This is a genomic window from Clostridium sp. AF15-41, from assembly GCF_003604095.1.
Classification (GTDB): Bacteria; Bacillota; Clostridia; order Lachnospirales; family Lachnospiraceae; genus Coprococcus.
The window spans coordinates 52053-71447 of record NZ_QTMQ01000015.1 but is presented as its reverse complement, the minus strand read 5'-3'; the positions used below and the strand labels follow the sequence as shown (position 1 = coordinate 71447).

16 protein-coding genes are annotated in these 19395 nt (G+C 41.4%); 1 reads left to right on the top strand and 15 read right to left on the bottom strand.

Translation table 11 applies throughout. From position 1 onward, the window contains the following. Positions 1–206: 206 nt before the first annotated feature. The 3 genes from tpiA to gap form a co-directional block, all read right to left on the bottom strand. Positions 207–959, bottom strand: a complete 753-nt coding sequence (gene tpiA / locus DWW43_RS10465) for a triose-phosphate isomerase (RefSeq protein WP_044945023.1) — start codon at positions 957–959, stop codon at positions 207–209. A gap of 78 nt (positions 960–1037) precedes the next feature. Next, positions 1038–2249, bottom strand: a complete 1212-nt coding sequence (locus tag DWW43_RS10460; protein WP_008400723.1) for a phosphoglycerate kinase — start codon at positions 2247–2249, stop codon at positions 1038–1040. 145 nt (positions 2250–2394) lie between these two features. Next, complete coding sequence (gene gap, locus DWW43_RS10455; RefSeq protein WP_004852921.1) at positions 2395–3432, bottom strand: type I glyceraldehyde-3-phosphate dehydrogenase; 1038 nt, start codon at positions 3430–3432, stop codon at positions 2395–2397. A gap of 415 nt (positions 3433–3847) precedes the next feature. Between gap and DWW43_RS10450 the strand changes: the two genes are divergently transcribed. After that, entirely contained in the window at positions 3848–4663 is an 816-nt protein-coding gene (locus DWW43_RS10450) for a histidinol-phosphatase HisJ family protein (RefSeq protein WP_119963527.1), read from the top strand. Positions 4664–4894: 231 nt separating this feature from the next. On the opposite strand, the gene mnmA is transcribed toward DWW43_RS10450, so the two are convergent. From mnmA to DWW43_RS10390, 12 genes are all read right to left on the bottom strand, one after another. After that, positions 4895–5983, bottom strand: a complete 1089-nt coding sequence (gene mnmA / locus DWW43_RS10445; protein WP_008400721.1) for a tRNA 2-thiouridine(34) synthase MnmA — start codon at positions 5981–5983, stop codon at positions 4895–4897. 75 nt (positions 5984–6058) lie between these two features. After that, positions 6059–6499 carry a Fe-S cluster assembly scaffold protein NifU gene (gene nifU, locus DWW43_RS10440; protein ID WP_119963526.1) on the bottom strand — a complete coding sequence of 147 codons (441 nt, stop codon included), beginning with the start codon at positions 6497–6499 and terminating at the stop codon, positions 6059–6061. 99 nt (positions 6500–6598) lie between these two features. Next, the gene (gene nifS / locus DWW43_RS10435; protein ID WP_119963525.1) at positions 6599–7786 is read right to left on the bottom strand and encodes a cysteine desulfurase NifS; all 1188 of its coding nucleotides are present in this window, start codon (positions 7784–7786) and stop codon (positions 6599–6601) included. 124 nt (positions 7787–7910) lie between these two features. Further along, the gene (locus DWW43_RS10430; protein WP_243104471.1) at positions 7911–9440 is read right to left on the bottom strand and encodes an MATE family efflux transporter; all 1530 of its coding nucleotides are present in this window, start codon (positions 9438–9440) and stop codon (positions 7911–7913) included. A gap of 340 nt (positions 9441–9780) precedes the next feature. Further along, the gene (locus tag DWW43_RS10425; RefSeq protein WP_008400714.1) at positions 9781–10842 is read right to left on the bottom strand and encodes an electron transfer flavoprotein subunit alpha/FixB family protein; all 1062 of its coding nucleotides are present in this window, start codon (positions 10840–10842) and stop codon (positions 9781–9783) included. A 27-nt stretch (positions 10843–10869) separates the two neighbouring features. Next, positions 10870–11655, bottom strand: coding sequence for an electron transfer flavoprotein subunit beta/FixA family protein (locus DWW43_RS10420; protein ID WP_008400713.1), 786 nt, complete (start codon positions 11653–11655; stop codon positions 10870–10872). Positions 11656–11671: 16 nt separating this feature from the next. Further along, a complete protein-coding gene (locus tag DWW43_RS10415) occupies positions 11672–12838 on the bottom strand; it encodes an acyl-CoA dehydrogenase (RefSeq protein WP_008400712.1) in 1167 nt (388 codons plus the stop codon). 36 nt (positions 12839–12874) lie between these two features. Next, complete coding sequence (locus tag DWW43_RS10410; RefSeq protein WP_008400711.1) at positions 12875–13747, bottom strand: 3-hydroxyacyl-CoA dehydrogenase NAD-binding domain-containing protein; 873 nt, start codon at positions 13745–13747, stop codon at positions 12875–12877. A 151-nt stretch (positions 13748–13898) separates the two neighbouring features. Beyond that, on the bottom strand, positions 13899–14690 hold the full coding sequence (locus DWW43_RS10405) for an enoyl-CoA hydratase-related protein (protein WP_008400710.1): 792 nt from the start codon (positions 14688–14690) through the stop codon (positions 13899–13901). Between the two features lie 49 nt (positions 14691–14739). Further along, positions 14740–15924, bottom strand: coding sequence for an acetyl-CoA C-acetyltransferase (locus tag DWW43_RS10400; protein WP_008400709.1), 1185 nt, complete (start codon positions 15922–15924; stop codon positions 14740–14742). 217 nt (positions 15925–16141) lie between these two features. Next, positions 16142–18175, bottom strand: a complete 2034-nt coding sequence (locus DWW43_RS10395) for a YgiQ family radical SAM protein (protein WP_119963523.1) — start codon at positions 18173–18175, stop codon at positions 16142–16144. 17 nt (positions 18176–18192) lie between these two features. Next, positions 18193–19179, bottom strand: coding sequence for a rod shape-determining protein (locus tag DWW43_RS10390; RefSeq protein ID WP_008400707.1), 987 nt, complete (start codon positions 19177–19179; stop codon positions 18193–18195). Positions 19180–19395: the final 216 nt, after the last annotated feature.

Here is a 19395-nt window from a genome sequence, read left to right as displayed (position 1 = left end):
GTTTGACAAACCTACAGTATAGATTGCCGGGATGTACAAAAACCATTGTATGAATCTATTCATTTAGCACGAATTACCAATTAAAATAAAAATACCGCAAAATACACAGTGCACATTTTGTCGTCATCTGGTATTTTACGGTATCTTTATTGCATTAACTTTGTATATTTCAAATATATGAGTTACAAAAATTACTGCAAAATTAATTACTTATTGTAATTTACAATCTTTCCAAAGTCAGCCTTCAGTGAAGCACCACCTACAAGACCACCATCAATATCAGGCTTTGCAAGAAGCTCTGCTGCGTTACCGGCGTTCATAGATCCACCATACTGGATTCTTACAGCTTCTGCTGTGTCTGTATCATATACTTCAGCGATGCAGTCACGGATTGCCTTACATACTTCCTGTGCCTGATCGGATGTAGCTGTCTTGCCTGTTCCGATAGCCCAGATCGGCTCGTAAGCGATTACCATGCTCTTAACCTGATCTGCTGTGATATCTTTCAGATCACTCTTGATCTGAAGGCGGATGAAGTCAAGTGTGATACCCATTTCTCTCTGCTCTAATGACTCACCACAGCAAAGGATAGGTGTAAGGCCTGCTTCAAATGCCTTCTTAACTTTCTTATTTAAGAGACAGTCACACTCTTTGAAGTAGTCACGACGCTCTGAATGTCCGATGATGACATACTTAACACCGGCATCAACTAACATTTCTGCTGAAATCTCACCTGTGTATGCACCCTTTTCTTCGAAGTACATATTCTCAGCACCAACTTCTACATTTGTGCCCTTAACAGCTTCTACTACAGGTACAATATCAATTGCAGGTACGCAGTATACAACATCTACGTCGTCATTTGCAACTAATGGCTTTAACTCTTCACATAATTTTACAGCCTGGCTTGGAGTCATGTTCATCTTCCAGTTACCAGCGATGATTTTCTTTCTTGACATGTCTTTTATCTCCTTGAAAATATTATTTTCATTATCTGCATATTTTTCCATCCGATTCAGATGGAGCATGTACATAATTTATTTGTCGTTTGCAGCAGCAACGCCCGGAAGTTCCTTACCCTCTAAGAATTCAAGGGAAGCTCCACCACCTGTTGAGATGTGGCTCATCTTAGAACCATATCCTAACTGGTTAACAGCAGCAGCAGAATCACCACCACCGATGATAGTTGTAGCATCTGTCTCAGCAAGAGCAGCAGCTACAGCCTTTGTACCGGCAGCAAGTGTAGGATTCTCGAATACACCCATAGGTCCGTTCCATACAACTGTCTTAGCTGTCTTAACAGCATCTGCATATAATTTGATTGTCTTAGGTCCGATATCACAGCCCTCTTTGTCTGCTGACATCTTGTCTGCATCAAAGATCTCTGTCTCAACCGGAGCATCGATCGGATTAGGGAAATCGTCGATCATAACGGAATCAACCGGAAGTAATAACTTCTTACCAAGCTTCTCAGCCTTTTCCATCATTTCCTTACAGTAGTCGATCTTAGACTCGTCAACTAATGATTTACCGATCTCATATCCCTTTGCCTTTAAGAATGTATACGCCATACCACCACCGATGATCAGTGTATCGCACTTCTCAAGTAAGTTAGAGATAACATTTAACTTGTCTGCAACTTTTGCTCCACCAAGGATAGCTACGAATGGTCTTACCGGATTCTCTACCGCATTTCCAAGGAAGTCGATCTCCTTCTGCATTAAGTATCCAACAACTGCTGTATCAACAAGACCTGCAACACCTACATTTGAGCAGTGTGCTCTGTGAGCTGTACCAAATGCATCATTTACAAATACATCACAGATAGAAGCAAGATCCTTAGAGAATGCTTCACCGTTCTTTGTCTCTTCCGGTCTGAAACGTGTGTTCTCAAGTAAGATAACTTCGCCATCTTTCATAGCTGCTACAGCTTCTCTTACCTTTGGTCCAACAACTTCAGGCTCAGCAACAAACTTAACTTCCTGTCCAAGAAGCTCTGAAAGTCTTACCGCAACCGGTGCAAGAGTCTTTGTCTTCTTGTCTTCTTCTGTCTTAACCTTGCCAAGGTGTGAGCAAAGAATAACCTTTCCACCATCAGCAATTAATTTCTTGATTGTAGGAAGTGCTGCTACAAGACGATTCTCGTCTGTGATCTTACCTTCCTTTAATGGTACATTAAAGTCACATCTGCAAAGGACACGCTGTCCCTTTACATTAATATCATCTACTGATTTTTTGTTTAATGACATTACTATTAAACCTCCTGATTTTTATACTTTTATCTTCATATTTGTACAGAGTGCAAATACATCTCCGTAAAAGAAATATAGGGTCCGGTCCATGAAGACCGGACCCCTTGTAAGGTCAAATTAATTACTACAATTTGTCAGTCAATTATGCTAACTCTGCGAAGTACTTAATTGTTCTAACCATCTGGCTTGTGTATGAGTTCTCATTATCATACCATGATACAACCTGAACCTCATATAAGTCATCAGCGATCTTTGATACCATTGTCTGAGTTGAATCAAATAATGAACCATATCTCATACCGATTACATCTGATGAAACGATAGGATCTGTGTTGTAACCGAATGACTCTGATGCAGCAGCCTTCATTGCAGCGTTGATTCCATCAACTGTTACGTCAGCACCCTTAACAACTGCTGTAAGGATTGTTGTTGAACCTGTTGGAACTGGAACTCTCTGAGCTGATCCGATTAACTTACCATTTAACTCTGGGATAACAAGACCGATAGCCTTAGCAGCACCTGTTGAGTTAGGAACGATATTAGCAGCACCTGCTCTTGCTCTTCTTAAGTCGCCCTTTCTGTGTGGTCCGTCAAGAATCATCTGATCGCCTGTGTAAGCGTGGATTGTTGACATAATACCTGACTGGATTGGAGCATAATCATTAAGAGCCTTAGCCATTGGTGCAAGACAGTTTGTTGTACATGAAGCAGCTGAGATGATCTGATCATCTGCTGTTAATGTATCCTGGTTAACTGAGAATACGATAGTCTTAAGATCATTTCCTGCTGGAGCTGAGATAACAACCTTCTTAGCACCTGCATTGATATGAGCCATTGACTTTTCCTTTGAGCAGTAGAAACCAGTACACTCAAGAACTACGTCAACACCGATCTTACCCCAAGGAAGATTGTTTGCATCTGCTTCCTTGTAGATTGTAAGTGTCTTACCATCAACTGTGATTGTGTTAGCCTCATCATCAGCTGAAACTGTATGAAGGTTCTCACCAATCTTACCACAGTAACCACCCTGTGCTGTATCGTACTTGAGAAGATCTGCAAGCATTGAAGGCTTTGTTAAATCGTTGATTGCAACAACTTCATATCCTTCTGCTCCGAACATCTGTCTGAATGCGAGACGACCAATACGTCCAAAACCATTGATTGCTACTTTTACTGCCATTTTTTATTCCTCCTAAGTTTTGAATAATAAAAGTATTTATAATATACTGCAAAGCGCAGTAATTAATCGTGCTATTCACACAACAAAATCATACCTAATTTGTGTGTAAATTTCAAGTCTTTCTCAAAAAAAAATTGTCCAATTCACGCAAAAATAAACAAACACTATATTGCAAAATGTACAAAGAATCAACTTTTTATGATATTTTCATATTTATTGCAACCATTAAACCCGTATTTCGAGATATTTCACACATGATTCTTGTGTTACCAATATATGCTTCTTTTGTATGATTTCTTCTTATCTTCGGCTCTTCTTCACTATTTTTTCAGTCCCTGTAGCTGTGTTTTATTTTCTAACGTGCTATAATAACATTAATTTTCACAACATCTACAGTCAACAGGAGGTTTTACATATGAAGCTTTGCGATCATCATTTACATTCCGGATTCTCCGATGATTCTGAAACAGGACTTACAGATATTGCTGAACAGGCAATTCATCTTGGTATGTCTGAGATCTGCATTACAGATCATCATGATATTGATTATCCAAAAGACGAGGAAGGCCATACCTTTCTGTTAGATACAGACCGATATATTTCTGCTGTAAGAAAGTTGCAGGAACAGTACAAAGACAAACTTACGATCCACCTCGGCATCGAACTCGGTCTGATGTCTCATATCGCAGACAAGATCATTGCTTACACAGATAAATATCATGATTTTGACTTTATTATAGGGTCCTCTCATCTTGTATATGGCAAAGATCCCTACTATCCCGCTTACTATGAAGGACGTTCGGAAAAAGAAGCACTACTGGAATATTTTGAATCCATTCTTGCAAATGTGCAGACCTTTGATAATTATTCCATATATGGCCATCTGGACTATGCCGTCCGTTATTGTCCATCCGGCGAAGCAGCCTTTCGCTTTTCTGATTATGCAGATGTCTTTGAAGCTATTCTGAAAACGATCATTGAACATGGAAAAGGAATCGAGATCAATACCGGAAGCCTGTATAAAAACATGACTTATGCGCATCCTCATCCATCTATTCTGAAGCTCTACAAGGAGTTAGGTGGTGAGATCATCACCGTCGGAAGTGATGCTCATGTTCCAAAATACATCGGCTATGACTTTGAAACCTATGCCAGAGATATCCTGACCGCCACAGGCTTCCGCTATTACTGCACCTTTAAGCAGATGAAGCCTGTATTCCATAAATTATAAAATGACGCTGGTGTGGATGCTATTACAAAAAATCTTGCTGTTCTACCACATATTCACTATTATGAAGCAAGCCTTGTCCGAGGCCGGTACTTAGCAAGCCACTTTGTGGCGAGCTTAGAACCGCTGCACGAGGACTAGAACGGAAGTGTCTTGCGTAATAATAGGTGAGTATGTGGCAGAACAATAATAATTTTTTAAATAATAGCATCCACACCAGCGTCATTTTTATTCCTATCGTATGATCTCTTTTATTGTACCGCCTCCGACAATATGGTCATCTTCATAAAAGACAACCGCCTGTCCTTTGGTCGCTGCCCGGACCGGTTCATCAAATACAACCCGGACCCTGTCAGCATCCAACATGTAGATCCTGCATGGCGCGCCCTTATGTGCATACCGGATCTTTCCGATCACCTGCATCCCATCTTCCGGCCGCTCGACAGACATAAAGTTCGTTTTATCTGCGATCAGTTCTTTTGAAAATGTATCTGCATTTTCTCCGATCACCACTTCATTTGTCTCCGGGATAATATCCACAACAAATACCGGGTGTCCCATTGCAAGTCCAAGTCCCTTCCGTTGTCCGATCGTATAATGGATTATACCTTTATGTGTACCAAGGACTTTTCCATTCATATCTACAAAATTTCCAGGTACTGCCTTTAAGCCCTCTTCCCGTTCCAGATATCCGGCATAATCACCATCCGGTACAAAACAGATATCCTGACTGTCCGGTTTATTTGCTACCTGGATACCGATATCTGCGGCAATCTGCCGGATCTGTGTCTTATTATATTCCCCAACCGGCATCAACGTCTTTGATAACTGATCCTGTGTCAGATTATAAAGTGCATAGGTCTGATCCTTCTCGATTCCTTTTGCCACGCGTAAGGTATATCTGCCACTTGAAAGCTGTTCCACTCTAGCATAATGTCCGGTAGCAATATAGTCTCCACCGATACTTAAAGACCTTCTTAACAGTGACTCCCATTTTACATACCGGTTGCATGCGATACATGGATTCGGAGTTCTTCCGTTCCGATATTCATCTACAAAATAGTCAATGACGTATTTTCGGAAATCCTCTTTAAAGTTCATTACATAATAAGGGATCTCAAGCTGTGCAGCTACTCTCCTAGCATCATCTACCGCCGACAAGCCACAGCAGCCGCCATGCTCACTGATCTGATCTGCATCCTCATCCTGCCAGATCTGCATAGTCACACCGATCACGTTATATCCCTGTTCTTTTAAAAGATATGCGGCTACAGAAGAATCCACGCCTCCTGACATACCGACACATACTGTCTTTTTATCCATCTTATCTTCCTTCCTGCAATTCCTGCTTGCAGTATAGAACCGGATTTCTCCGGCTGTCAAGTATACAAATACTGTTTAATCTTCCAGTTCTCTCACCATCCGGTCTTCAATATCCTGTACCGGTCTTACAAGTCCCGGAATCTTGATTCCATGTTTTTCTGCATAGTCCCACAAAGCTGCATGCAGTGTTTCTTCTGCAAGCAGGGAACAATGTTCTTTTTCCGGCGGAAGCCCATCCAATGCTTCCATAACTGCTTTATTTGTAAGCTTCATTGCCTCAGCAACTGTTTTTCCTTTGATCATCTCCGTTGCCATGGAACTGGATGCTACTGCAGCTCCACACCCATAGGTCTTAAATTTGCAGTCTATGATCACCTGTTCCTCATTAATCTTCAGATACAACCGCATCATATCCCCGCATTTAGCATTTCCAACCGTACCGACACCGGAGGCATCCTCAATCTCTCCGACATTTCTTGGATTCTGGAAATGATCGATCACTTTATCACTGTACATATCTTTCTCCTTCACACTTGGGGCGTTTTATCTCACGCATTTCACAATTGCATTCTTATATTCACTCCGACCGAATCTGATCTTCCATTTCTAACAATCTTACTGTATATGATTTTTCTTGACAAAATCCTCATATAAAGGTGACATATTCCGAAGATTTGTAATGATCCGTTTCAGATTATCGACAACCATATCCATTTCTTCTTTCGTATTCTCATATCCAAGGGTTAGCCTCAGAGAACCGTGCGCAATCTCATGCGGAAGTCCGATTGCAAGCAACACATGAGAAGGATCAACAGAACCCGATGTGCAGGCAGAACCACTGGATGCACAGATACCTGCCATGTCTAGCATGATCAGAATGGATTCTCCCTCCACGAACTGAAAGCTGATATTGACATTATTTGGCAGTCGTTTTCTCGAATGTCCATTCAGTCTGGTATACGGAATCTCCTTCAATATCCGTTTGATCAGATAATCTCTGAGTTCTGTCTCTTTCTTCATCCGTTCTTCCATTTCTGCCATTGCGATCTCACACGCTTTTGCGATACCTACAATTCCAGGTACATTTTCTGTACCGGCTCTGCGTCCTCGCTCCTGCTGGCCACCATGAATAAAGCTCTTTAACTTTAAGCCTTTTTTGATATATAAAAAACCAATTCCCTTTGGTCCGTTAAACTTATGTCCGCTTGCACTTAACATATCAATATTCATTTCATCTGCGCGAATCGGGATCTGTCCAAATGCCTGAACTGCATCCGTATGAAACAAAATACCGTGTCTGTGTGCGATCTCTCCGATTTCTTTTATTGGTTCAATCGTTCCAATCTCATTATTTGCAAACATGATCGAGATCAGAAAGGTGTCCGGCCGGATGGCTGCCTCAAGTATATTCAGATCAACCAATCCATTTTCATCTACATCCAGATACGTTACATCATACCCTCTATTCTCCAGATACTTACAGGTATGCAGGATCGCATGATGCTCAATCTTAGTCGTAATGATATGCCCCCCATGTACTCCATAGGCTTCTGCCGTACATTTTAACGCCCAGTTATCGGACTCAGACCCACCTGCCGTAAAATAAATTTCTTCCGGTTTTGCACCAAGAGCTCCGGCTATCGTCTCTCTTGCCTCTGTCAATTTATTTTTATTATTTGCCGCAAATCCATAAACACTGGACGGATTTCCGAATTTATCTGTAAAATATGGCAGCATTTCTTTTAAAACATCCGGATGAACTGCCGTTGTTGCCGCATGATCAAGATAGATCAAATCACTCATTTCTTTTCCTTCTTTCTGATTCTTTATGTACTATAGCTATATCCTGAACCATCATTTTCTACAGATCATTTATAAATTATTTTGCTATTTTATAGAATATGCTCTTTACTGACAAATGTTCTGCTTATTCCTGTACTACTTTCACCGAATTCTTCAAAGGATCGATAATTTTCTTTTTTGTCTGTAGCGCCATGAAAACCGAAAGAATCACACTGACAACCTCCGCAATCGGGAAAGACAACCATACCAGCTCGAGATTGTGTGTCAATTTTGCAAATGCATAAGCAACCGGAAGCAGCACGATCAACTGTCTGGCTAGAGATACGATCAGACTGTACACACCTTTACCAAGCGCCTGGAACATACCGGAACATACAATACAGATTCCTGCAAACAGGAACGAAATGCTCATTGTTCGAAGTGCCGGAATACCGATCGCCATCATGTCCTCCTGTGCATCGAATACCTTAAGGATCAATCCCGGAATTACCTGCATCGCAGTCAGACACAAAAGCATGAAACAGATCGCAGCCATCATTGTATATTTAACAGCTTTGAGCATTCGATCCGGTTGTTTTGCTCCGTAATTATATGATACGATAGGGATCATACCATTATTCAGACCAAATACCGGCATAAATGCCATACTCTGTACTTTATAAAAAATACCAAACACTGAAACTGCGATCGGTGTAAATGTAAATAAAATACGATTAAATCCATATGTCATAACTGAACCTACCGCAACCATCGCGATTGAAGGAACAGCAATGGACAAAATTCTGCCGATCACATCTCCCTCCGGCCGAAAGCTTTTAAATGATAACTGGATATCCGGATTTTTTTTCAGATTATAATAGATTGCAAGTGATGCCGCAATACACTGTCCGATAACTGTTGCTATTGCCGCACCTGCAGCACCCATCGCCGGAAGTCCGAAATATCCAAAGATCATAATCGGATCAAGTATAATATTAATAACGGCTCCAAGTGCCTGTGTCTTCATTGTGTAAAGCGTCCGTCCTGTTGACTGCAGCATACGTTCAAATGTCATCTGTGCAAAGATACCAAAGGAACAGATACAGCAGATACGTCCATAATCCACTCCATAATCAATGATCTTTGCAACATCCGTCTGACTCTTCATAAATGCATCGATCCCAAATAAACCGATCAATAAGAAAATTGCAAATCCAATAAGTTCCAGAAAGATTCCCTGTCTGGCTGCATCATTTGCTTTTTTCTGATTTTTTTCACCAAGTGACTTGGATATCAATGCATTAAAACCGACACCAAGACCGGAGGTAACTCCGATCATAAGATTCTGTAACGGAAATATTGTCGATACTGCTGTCAGTGCATCCTGATCAAAATGCGATACAAATACACTATCGACTACATTATAAAGTGCCTGTACCAGCATTGAAATTACCATCGGAAGTGATACTGATATCAATAACTTCCCCATCGGCATGGTGCCCATCTTATTTTCTCCGGTAGTATTGTTAGTTTTTCTTTCTTCACTTGCATCTGTCATTTTTACATCCATACTGTCGCCTGTCAATTTTGCGTTGTCAACCTCTGTTTTTAACAGTTGCCCTTCCTGACTTAATTCTTCTCGTTTTAATTCTTCCTGTGTTTCATACTTACTCATTTTTCTCATCAACCCTAATCTTCTTTTATCTAACTATCATTTGTCTTTTTCGCAACAGTATTTATCATACAGCATTGTTTTTATTGTTTCAACAGGGAAATCTGTAATAATATACTCTCTTTTGTGCGTGAAAGAACATTCTCATGTTCTTTCATGCCCCATCTCGCCTGTCGGCTCGATGTCGCCTATTCGCCAAATACAGATATTCATGTAAGCACAGATATTCATGCACGCATAATATCTGTGCTTACATGAATATCTGTGCTTGGCTCATTTACACACAAACTGCCGGGTATAAAACCCGGCAGTCCAAAATGTCCATTTTCAATTATAAACTGAATTACTTGTTAGCAAGCTCAGCCTTGATTGCTTCTGTAAGAGCAGGAACGATCTTGTTCAGATCTCCAACAACACCATAATCAGCTACATCAAAGATAGGAGCATCCTCATCCTTGTTGATAGCGATGATGATATCTGACTCTTCCATACCGGCTACATGCTGGATCGCACCTGAAATACCAATTGCGAAGTATACCTGTGGACGAACTGTCTTACCAGTCTGACCAACCTGAAGCTCCTTTGGCTTCCAGCCTGAATCTACAACTGCACGTGAGCATGATACCTGTCCGCCAAGTACTTCTGCAAGATCATCAAGAAGCTTGAAGTTCTCTGCTGAACCAACACCACGACCACCTGAAACAAGGATCTTAGCGTCCATGATATCTTTGATATCTGAAACAGCCTTTGAGATTTCAAGGATCTCAACATACTTGTTGTTTGGAGTAAATCCAGGATTGTACTCGATCACTTCTGCCTTCTTGCCAGCTACTCTGTCAAGCTTCTGCATAACGCCCGGACGTACTGTTGCCATCTGAGGACGATTATCAGGACACGCGATTGTAGCGATTGTGTTACCACCGAATGCAGGACGTGTCATAAGAAGCTGATTGTGCTTCTGCTCCTGATTTGGAAGTGCAACAAGAGGGAAATCACCGATTTCAAGTAATGTACAGTCTGCTGTAAGACCTGTAGCTACTCTTGCTGATACTGTAGGACCAAGATCACGACCAATAGCTGTAGCACCAACTAAAACGATCTCCGGCTTGTACTCATTGATAACTGAAGCAAGTGCATGTGCATATGGCTCAGTTCTGTATTCTTTTAATTCTGGATCATCAACAACGATAACTCTGTCTGCACCGTACTCTGCAAGTTCGTCTACAAGACCCTTTACGTCGGAACCGATCAGGACTGCTGTAACCTTTTCATTAAGCTTATCTGCAAGTCTCTTTCCTTCACCGATCAATTCAAATGAAATACCACTTAACTTATTATCTACCTGCTGTGCAAAGACAAATACGCCTTTGTAGTTCTTCATATCTTCTGCGTTCATTGCGCCCATTTTATTCACCACTTTTCCTTTACTATATTAGATTACATGCTTATCTTTTAACTTGCCAACAATATAGCTAACTGCTTCATCTGGAGAATCAGGTACAACCTTCTCGCCTGCACCCTTTCTTACCTTATCAGAAGCCTTTGCAATCTTTGTTGGTGAACCTTTCAGACCAAGGTTTGAATCATCAACATCTACAAGATCTGCTCTGCCAAGTGTTGTGATCTCTGCATTAACTGCATCGAAGATTCCACCTGGAGTCATGTATCTAGGCTCATTTAACTCTGAAAGTGCTGTTACAAGGCAAGGCATCTTAGCCTTTAACATATGATATCCATCATCATACTGACGCTTAACGATTACGGAATCTCCGTCGACCTTGATCTCCTGTGCATATGAAATAACCGGAATTCCAAGATGCTCAGCAATCTGTGGTCCAACCTGAGCTGTATCTCCATCGATAGCCTGACGACCTGTGATAATAAGATCATAATCAAGCTTTCTGAGTGCTCCGGCGATTGTTGTTGATGTAGCCCATGTATCAGCTCCACCAAGAACACGATCCGTTACAAGAACGCCCTTGTCAGCGCCCATAGCGATTGCTTCCTGAAGAACATCTGCAGCCTTTGGAAGACCCATTGTAAGAACTGTAACTTCTGCTCCATACTGATCCTTTAATCTAAGTGCAGCTTCAAGACCTGCCTTATCATCAGGGTTCATGATTGTAAGCATTGCTCCTCTGTTTAATGTACCATCTGGGTTAAACTGAACGCCACCCTTTGTATCAGGTACCTGCTTTATACAAACTATAACCTTCACGTTAAGTACCTCCTAATTATTTTAATAAGTTTGCAGAAATAACCATACGCTGAACTTCTGAAGTTCCTTCGTAGATTTCTGTAATCTTAGCATCACGCATCATACGTTCTACATCATACTCTTTGATATAACCATAACCACCGTGTAACTGTACACACTTTGTTGTTACTTCCATAGCTACTTCTGCAGCATACAGCTTAGCCATAGCAGCTTCTACAGAGTATGAAGTCTTGTGATCAGCCTGGTACTGCTCTTTCTTCTTAGCTGCCTTGTATACCAGTAACTTAGCTGCTTCAACCTTTGTTGCAAGATCAGCAAGTACAAACTGAGTATTCTGGAACTGAGCGATTGAACGACCAAACTGCTTTCTTTCCTTAACATAGTCGATTGTGATATCAAGAGCACCCTCAGCAATACCAAGAGCCTGAGCTGCGATACCGATACGACCACCATCAAGTGTATGCATTGCAATACCAAATCCCTTGCCCTTCTGTCCGAGAAGTGCATCCTTAGGAATACGGCAGTCTGTGAAGATAAGTTCATATGTGGATGAACCACAGATACCCATCTTGTTTTCTTTTGTTCCGAATGTAAATCCCGGAGTGCCTTTTTCTACGATAAATGCTGAAATCTCTTTCTGCTTTCTACCACGTTTTTCAATTGTACCTGTAACTGCAATGATAATATATACATCTGCTTCTTTACCATTTGTAATGAAACACTTAGATCCGTTAAGAACCCACTCATCACCATCAAGAACAGCCTTTGTCTGCTGACCCTGTGCATCTGTACCAGCACCCGGCTCTGTAAGACCAAATGCGCCAAGCTTTCTACCGGAAGCAAGATCTGGGAGGTACTTAGCTTTCTGATCTGGTGTACCGTATGTCTGGATTGGATCTACACACAGAGATGTATGTGCGGAAACAATAACACCGGTAGTACCACAAACCTTTGAAAGTTCCTCAACACACATAACATATGTTAAAGGATCACAACCCTGTCCACCATCTTCCTTAGAAACAGGTATTCCTAAGAAACCATACTTTGCCATCTTCTCTACTGTCTCTCTAGGGAATCTGTGATTTTCATCAATTTCCTGAGCAAGAGGCTTTACTTCATTCTGCGCAAATTCTCTGAATAAATTCTGCGCCATTTCATACTTCTTGTCTAAAGCGAAATCCATTCTATTTCTTCCTCCATAAATATATTTATCAGTCAATTACTGAGCATCAACTGGTGTCTTTGTGCGGTCAGCATTGTATACATAGAATCCCTTACCACTCTTAACACCAAGGTTGCCGCCACGTACCATCTTACGAAGTAATGGACATGCACGATACTTGCTGTCGCCTGTCTCGTTATAGAGTACATCCATAATAGCAAGACAGATATCAAGACCAACGAAATCACCTAATTCAAGAGGTCCCATTGGATGATTTGCACCAAGTTTCATAGCTGCATCGATACCAGCGATATCTGACACACCTTCCATCTTGATAAATGCAGCTTCATTGATCATTGGAATCAAGATTCTGTTTACAACAAATCCGGCAGCTTCATTTACCTGTACAGGTGTCTTACCGATCTCTTCTGAGATCTTAACGATCTTATCAACAGTCTCTGCCGGTGTGTTAACACCCGCGATAACTTCGATAAGCTTCATTCTGTCAGCTGGATTGAAGAAGTGCATACCGATCATAGGACGGGTAAGACCATTTCCAATCTCAGTGATGGAAAGTGAAGATGTATTTGATGCAAATACACACTCTGGCTTGCAGATCTTGTCAAGCTCAGAAAATGTTGTCTTCTTAACTTCCATGTTCTCGAAAGCAGCCTCTACGATAAGGTCACAATCTGCGCATAAGTCTTCCTTAATACCCGGAGTGATGCTGGCAAGAATACCATCAACCTTCTCCTGTGTCATCTTTCCTTTTTCAACAAGTCTGGCATAACCTTTAGCGATCTTGTCCTTACCGCCTTCAGCCCATTCCTGCTTAATGTCGCAAAGTGCTACTTCATATCCATCAACCTGAGCGAATGCCTTAGCAATTCCCTGACCCATGGTTCCTGCACCAATAACGCCAACTTTCATTTTAATATCCTCCTAAAAATTATTTTTAAGCAAACATGAGAAATTCATATACGTTTCGTTTGACATGCTTACTTTGGTATATCAAACATTTAGGATGGTTGATTTCGATTTCAAAATAACCACCCTAAACGTCAATATCAAGATTGTTGATTTATTTATTCTGGAAAGGAACAACCTTTAATTTCTTTTCCTTATCTTTCTCAAGGAAGTTGCCCATTCCTGCCTTCTGATCCTCTGTCTCGAAGCAATCGCCGAATAATTTCTCTTCTACAACGATTGCCTGATCCATATCAACCTGTAATCCATCATTGATTGCTTTCTTACAGTTACGAACTGCGATCGGAGCATTTGCTGCGATGATAGAAGCCATCTTCTTAGCTGCCGGTAATAACTCCTCTAATGGATATACAGCATTTACTAGACCGATTCTGTATGCTTCATCAGCTTTGATATTTCTTGCTGTGTAGATCAGCTGCTTTGCCATTCCTGCACCTACAAGACGGGCAAGTCTCTGGGTTCCGCCAAATCCAGGTGTAATTCCAAGACCAACTTCTGGCTGACCAAATACTGCGTTCTCAGAACAGATTCTGATATCACAGCTCATGGAGATCTCACATCCACCACCAAGTGCAAATCCATTTACGGCTGCGATTACAGGGATTGGGAATGTCTCGATCATGCGGAATACGTCATTACCCTTTTTACCGAAAGCTTCGCCTTCAGCCTTTGTAAGTGTTGACATCTCTCCGATATCTGCACCTGCTACAAATGATTTCTCTCCTGCACCGGTAAGTACAAGACATCTTGTTGTATTCAGGTCAACAGCTTTGAATGTTGCATCCAGTTCTTCAAGAACTGTGCTGTTTAATGCGTTTAATGCCTTTGGACGATTAATAGTGATAACACCAACAAATCCGTCCTGTTCATATGTTACGAATTCCATCGTTTATCTCCTTATTTAGAAATGTAATATGGTTTTTCAGCCGACCGGATTAGTCTTCGATCTTAACAACTGTTGAGCAGCCCATACCACCGCCGATACAAAGTGTAGCAAGACCTGTCTTAGCACCCTTTGCCTGCATCTCATGAAGAAGTGTAACAAGGATACGGCATCCTGAAGCTCCTACCGGATGTCCAAGTGCGATTGCACCACCATTTGGGTTAACCTGCTTGTCAACATCAAATCCAAGATCCTTAGCTACTGCAACTGACTGAGCTGCAAATGCTTCGTTTGCTTCGATGATATCGAAATCTTCAATCTTAAGACCTGTCTTAGCCATTACTTTCTTTGTTGAAGCAACTGGTCCGATACCCATGATAGATGGATCAACACCACCAAGAGCACCTGCTACCCATGTAGCCATTGGCTTAACACCAAGTTCTTTAGCCTTTTCTTCGCTCATAACAACGATAGCTGCTGCACCATCATTGATACCTGAAGCATTACCTGCTGTTACGAAACCATTTGGATTGATAGTTCTGAGTCTTGAAAGTGTCTCAACTGTTGTACCAGGTCTTGGTCCCTCATCCTTCTTGAACTCAACCATCTCTTTTTTCTTCTTAACCATAACTGGAACGATCTCTGCGTCAAATGCACCTGACTCCTGAGCTGCTACAGCCTTCTGCTGGCTCTTTGCTGCAAACTCATCAAGTTCTTCACGAGTAAGTCCCCACTGCTCACAGATGTTATCAGCAGTCTTGATCATATGGTAATCATTGAATGCATCCCAAAGAGCATCATGTACCATTGTATCTACAAGTTTACCATCATTCATTCTGTATCCGAAACGTCCCTGCATTACAGCATATGGAGCCATTGACATGTTTTCCATACCACCTGCTACAACGATATCAGCATCTCCTGCTTCGATCATCTGAGCAGCCATATTTACACAGTTCAGACCTGAACCACAAACAACATTAACTGTAACAGCAGTTGTCTCAATTGGAAGACCAGCTTTGATTGATGCCTGACGTGCAACATTCTGTCCAAGACCTGCCTGGATTACACAACCCATATATACATGATCTACCTGATCTGCAGGAACTCCTGCTCTGTTTAAAGCTTCCTTGATAACGATTGAACCAAGTACCGGAGCTGGTGTTGTGCTTAATGATCCGCCCATAGTACCGATAGCTGTACGGCATGCGCCTGCTAATACAATTTTCTTTGCCATAATAATGAAATCCTCCGTAATTTTTTATAATGTAAGTGTTATATCATGGTACATTTATGCTGTAAACGGCACAATAATGACCATTATTGACATAACAGCACACTTTCTGGCTACATTCTAGCACAAAAGAAAGTACCACGCAACCAAAAATGAAATGCACGCATTAGAAATCATTATTTTTTCATTTCTGGTTATTTTCTTAATTTTATATAAAATATCAGTGTTTTTTCTTTCCTGTTTTCTGTTTTTGATATTTTTTATCATTTTGTCCTGCAGGTTTCCCGGTTTTGCTGTTTCTGTTATCCTGCCCGGATTTATAACTTCCTGAATTTTTACCGGATTTATCCTGTTTTCTATGATTACTGTTCTTGTTATTCTGATTCCGTGTTGCCTGTCCTGACGGATTCTTTTTATGGACATCTTTATATCCCGAAGTATTCCTATCCATCTTTCTCGGAGTGATCAGACAATGTTTTTCGAATCCGATCAGATCTTTCCGTCCTGCCTTTATCAGGGCTTCCTTTACCAGATCATAATTTTCCGGTCTTCTGTACTGGATCAGGGCACGCTGCATTGCTTTCTCATGTGGGTCTCTCGCAACATATACCGGTTCCATCGTACGCGGATCTACTCCTGTGTAATACATACAGGTCGAGATCGTTGATGGTGTCGGATAAAAGTCCTGTACCTGCTCCGGCATATATCCGATATCACGGATATATTCTGCCAACGCTACTGCATCTTTTAACGTAGATCCCGGATGTGAGGACATAAGATATGGTACTGCATATTGTTTCAATCCATACTGCTCGTTGATCTTCTCATATTTTTTTATAAATGTCTCATATACCTGATTCGATGGCTTACCCATGTACTTTAAGACATTATCTGAAATATGCTCCGGCGCAACCCTTAATTGTCCGCTGATATGATACCGGCAAAGCTCCCGTAAGAAGGTGTCATCGTGATCCGCAAGCAGATAGTCAAATCGAATACCGGATCTTACAAATACCTTCTTCACCCCCGGTATCCGTCTTAATTTACGAAGCAGCTCAACATAATCTTTATGACTGGCATTCAGGTTCTGACATGGTTTGGGAAACAGGCACTGTTTATTCTGGCATACGCCGTATTTCATCTGTTTGTCACATGCCGGATGTCTGAAATTCGCCGTAGGTCCTCCAACATCATGGATATATCCTTTAAACTCCGGATCTTTCGTCATGCGCTTTGCTTCTTCAATGATCGACTCATGACTTCTGGTCTGAACGATCCTTCCCTGATGAAAAGTTAGTGCACAGAAGCTGCATCCGCCAAAGCATCCACGGTTGCTTGCCAGACTGAACTTCACCTCTGCTATAGCCGGGATTCCCCCATCCTTTTCATACATCGGATGATAGGTGTTCATATAATCATACCCATATACGTCATCCATCTCCATCTGCGTGAGCGGATATGCCGCAGGATTCTGAACAACATATCCCCGGTTGCCATATCCTTCCACCAGCACTTTTCCGGAATATGGATCTGTATTGATATATTGTGTATAAAAGCTTTCTGCATATTTTAAACGGTCTTCCTGAAGTGCTGCATAATCAGGCAGGATCACCGGAGCTTCTACACCGGACAGATCTTTTGTCTTGTAGACTGTTCCTCTGATAAATGTGATATCCCTGACATCTATTCCGCTGTCTAACGCATCTGCAATCTCGACCATGCTGTGTTCACCCATGCCATAGGAAATCAGATCTGCCTGTGAATCGATCAGAATTGAATGCTTTAATTTATTCGACCAGTAATCATAGTGTGCAAGTCTTCTGAGACTTGCTTCAATCCCACCAATAATGATCGGGACATCCTTATACGTTCTACGGATCAGATTGCAATATACCACTGTTGCATAATCCGGTCTCAGCCCCATCTTTCCACCGGGAGAATAGGAATCCATACTTCTGTGTTTTTTTGAAACAGTATAATGATTGACCATAGAATCCATATTGCCGCCGGAAACCAGAAAACCAAGTCTTGGTCTGCCGAATACATCTATACTCTTATCATCTTTCCAATCCGGCTGTGGAATCATACAGATCTTATATCCATGTGCTTCCAAAACTCTGCTGATAATTGCCGGACCAAAAGAAGGATGGTCCACATAAGCGTCTCCGGTAATAAACACGAAGTCCGGCTGTTCCCAACCTCTTTCTATCATATCTTTTTTATTCACTGGCAGAAAATTATGTGTATTTGTCATTTTCTTTTCTCTGCTTTCTATGCATCTTCTTTTCTTGCTGCAATATCGACCGACATACCGGCACCAAGTGCAACTGCTTCTAACGCTTTATCCGAAACATACGTATCAATTCCCGTTTTTTCCTTGATCAGCTTATCCATTCCATACATCAGGCTGCCACCACCGGTCAGAACAATCCCATTTACCGATATATCCGCAACCAGCTCCGGCGGAGCCGTCTCAAGTACACCATGAATCGCCGTCAAAATATGAGAAGTTGTATCTGCAAATGCTTCTATTGTCTCATTTGCCGTGATCGTGATCGCCTTTGGAAGTCCCTTGATCAGATCTCTTCCCTTTACAACATAGGTGATGTCCTCCGGTCTCTCATAGACCGATCCTACCGCTATCTTTGCTTTCTCCGCAGTTTGTTCTCCGATCAGAAGATTATATTTTCTTCTGATATATCGGATCATCGATGCATTATAATCATCCCCCGCTGCTTTAATCGAACGGCTCTCTACAGCTCCTCCAAGTGATATAACTGCAATATCTGTTGTTCCTCCTCCGATATCAATGACCATATTTCCTTTGGCTTCCTCTATATCAACTGCTGCACCGATTGCAGCCGCAAGGGGTTCTTCCATAACATAAACACTCTTAGCTCCTGTTCTGTAAACAGCCTCTTCTACAGCTCTCCGCTCCACTTCTGTGACTCCGCTGGGAACACAGACACATATTTTCGGTCTGCCAACCCCGGTTCGTTTCTCCATAGCACTGCGGATAAATGCCTTTAACATTCGCTCTGTAACAATATAATCTGAAACTACTCCTTTTACGAGCGGTCTTACAACTTCGATTGATTCCGGTGTCTTTCCGATCATCTTTTTTGCTTTATTTCCAATCGCAATAATGCGTTTCGAACTTTTCTCATATGCAACAACAGACGGTTGGTTGATGACAACCCCACGACCTTTTACATATACCAATACATTCGATGTCCCCAAATCTATTCCTATATCCATACTATCTTATATCTCCTTTAAGTTTGACAACCATAAGAAACAACTTTCTACTCGTTTCTTACGTTATCGTACCGATTGTAAAAATCTCACACAAATACAGACTTTGATAACCGATCTGCGTAAAAAAAGTGCCAAGTTTACAATAATAAATATTATAAACATTGGCACCATTTTTTTCAACCAAAATATAAACTGGAAAATGTTATCCTACGATAT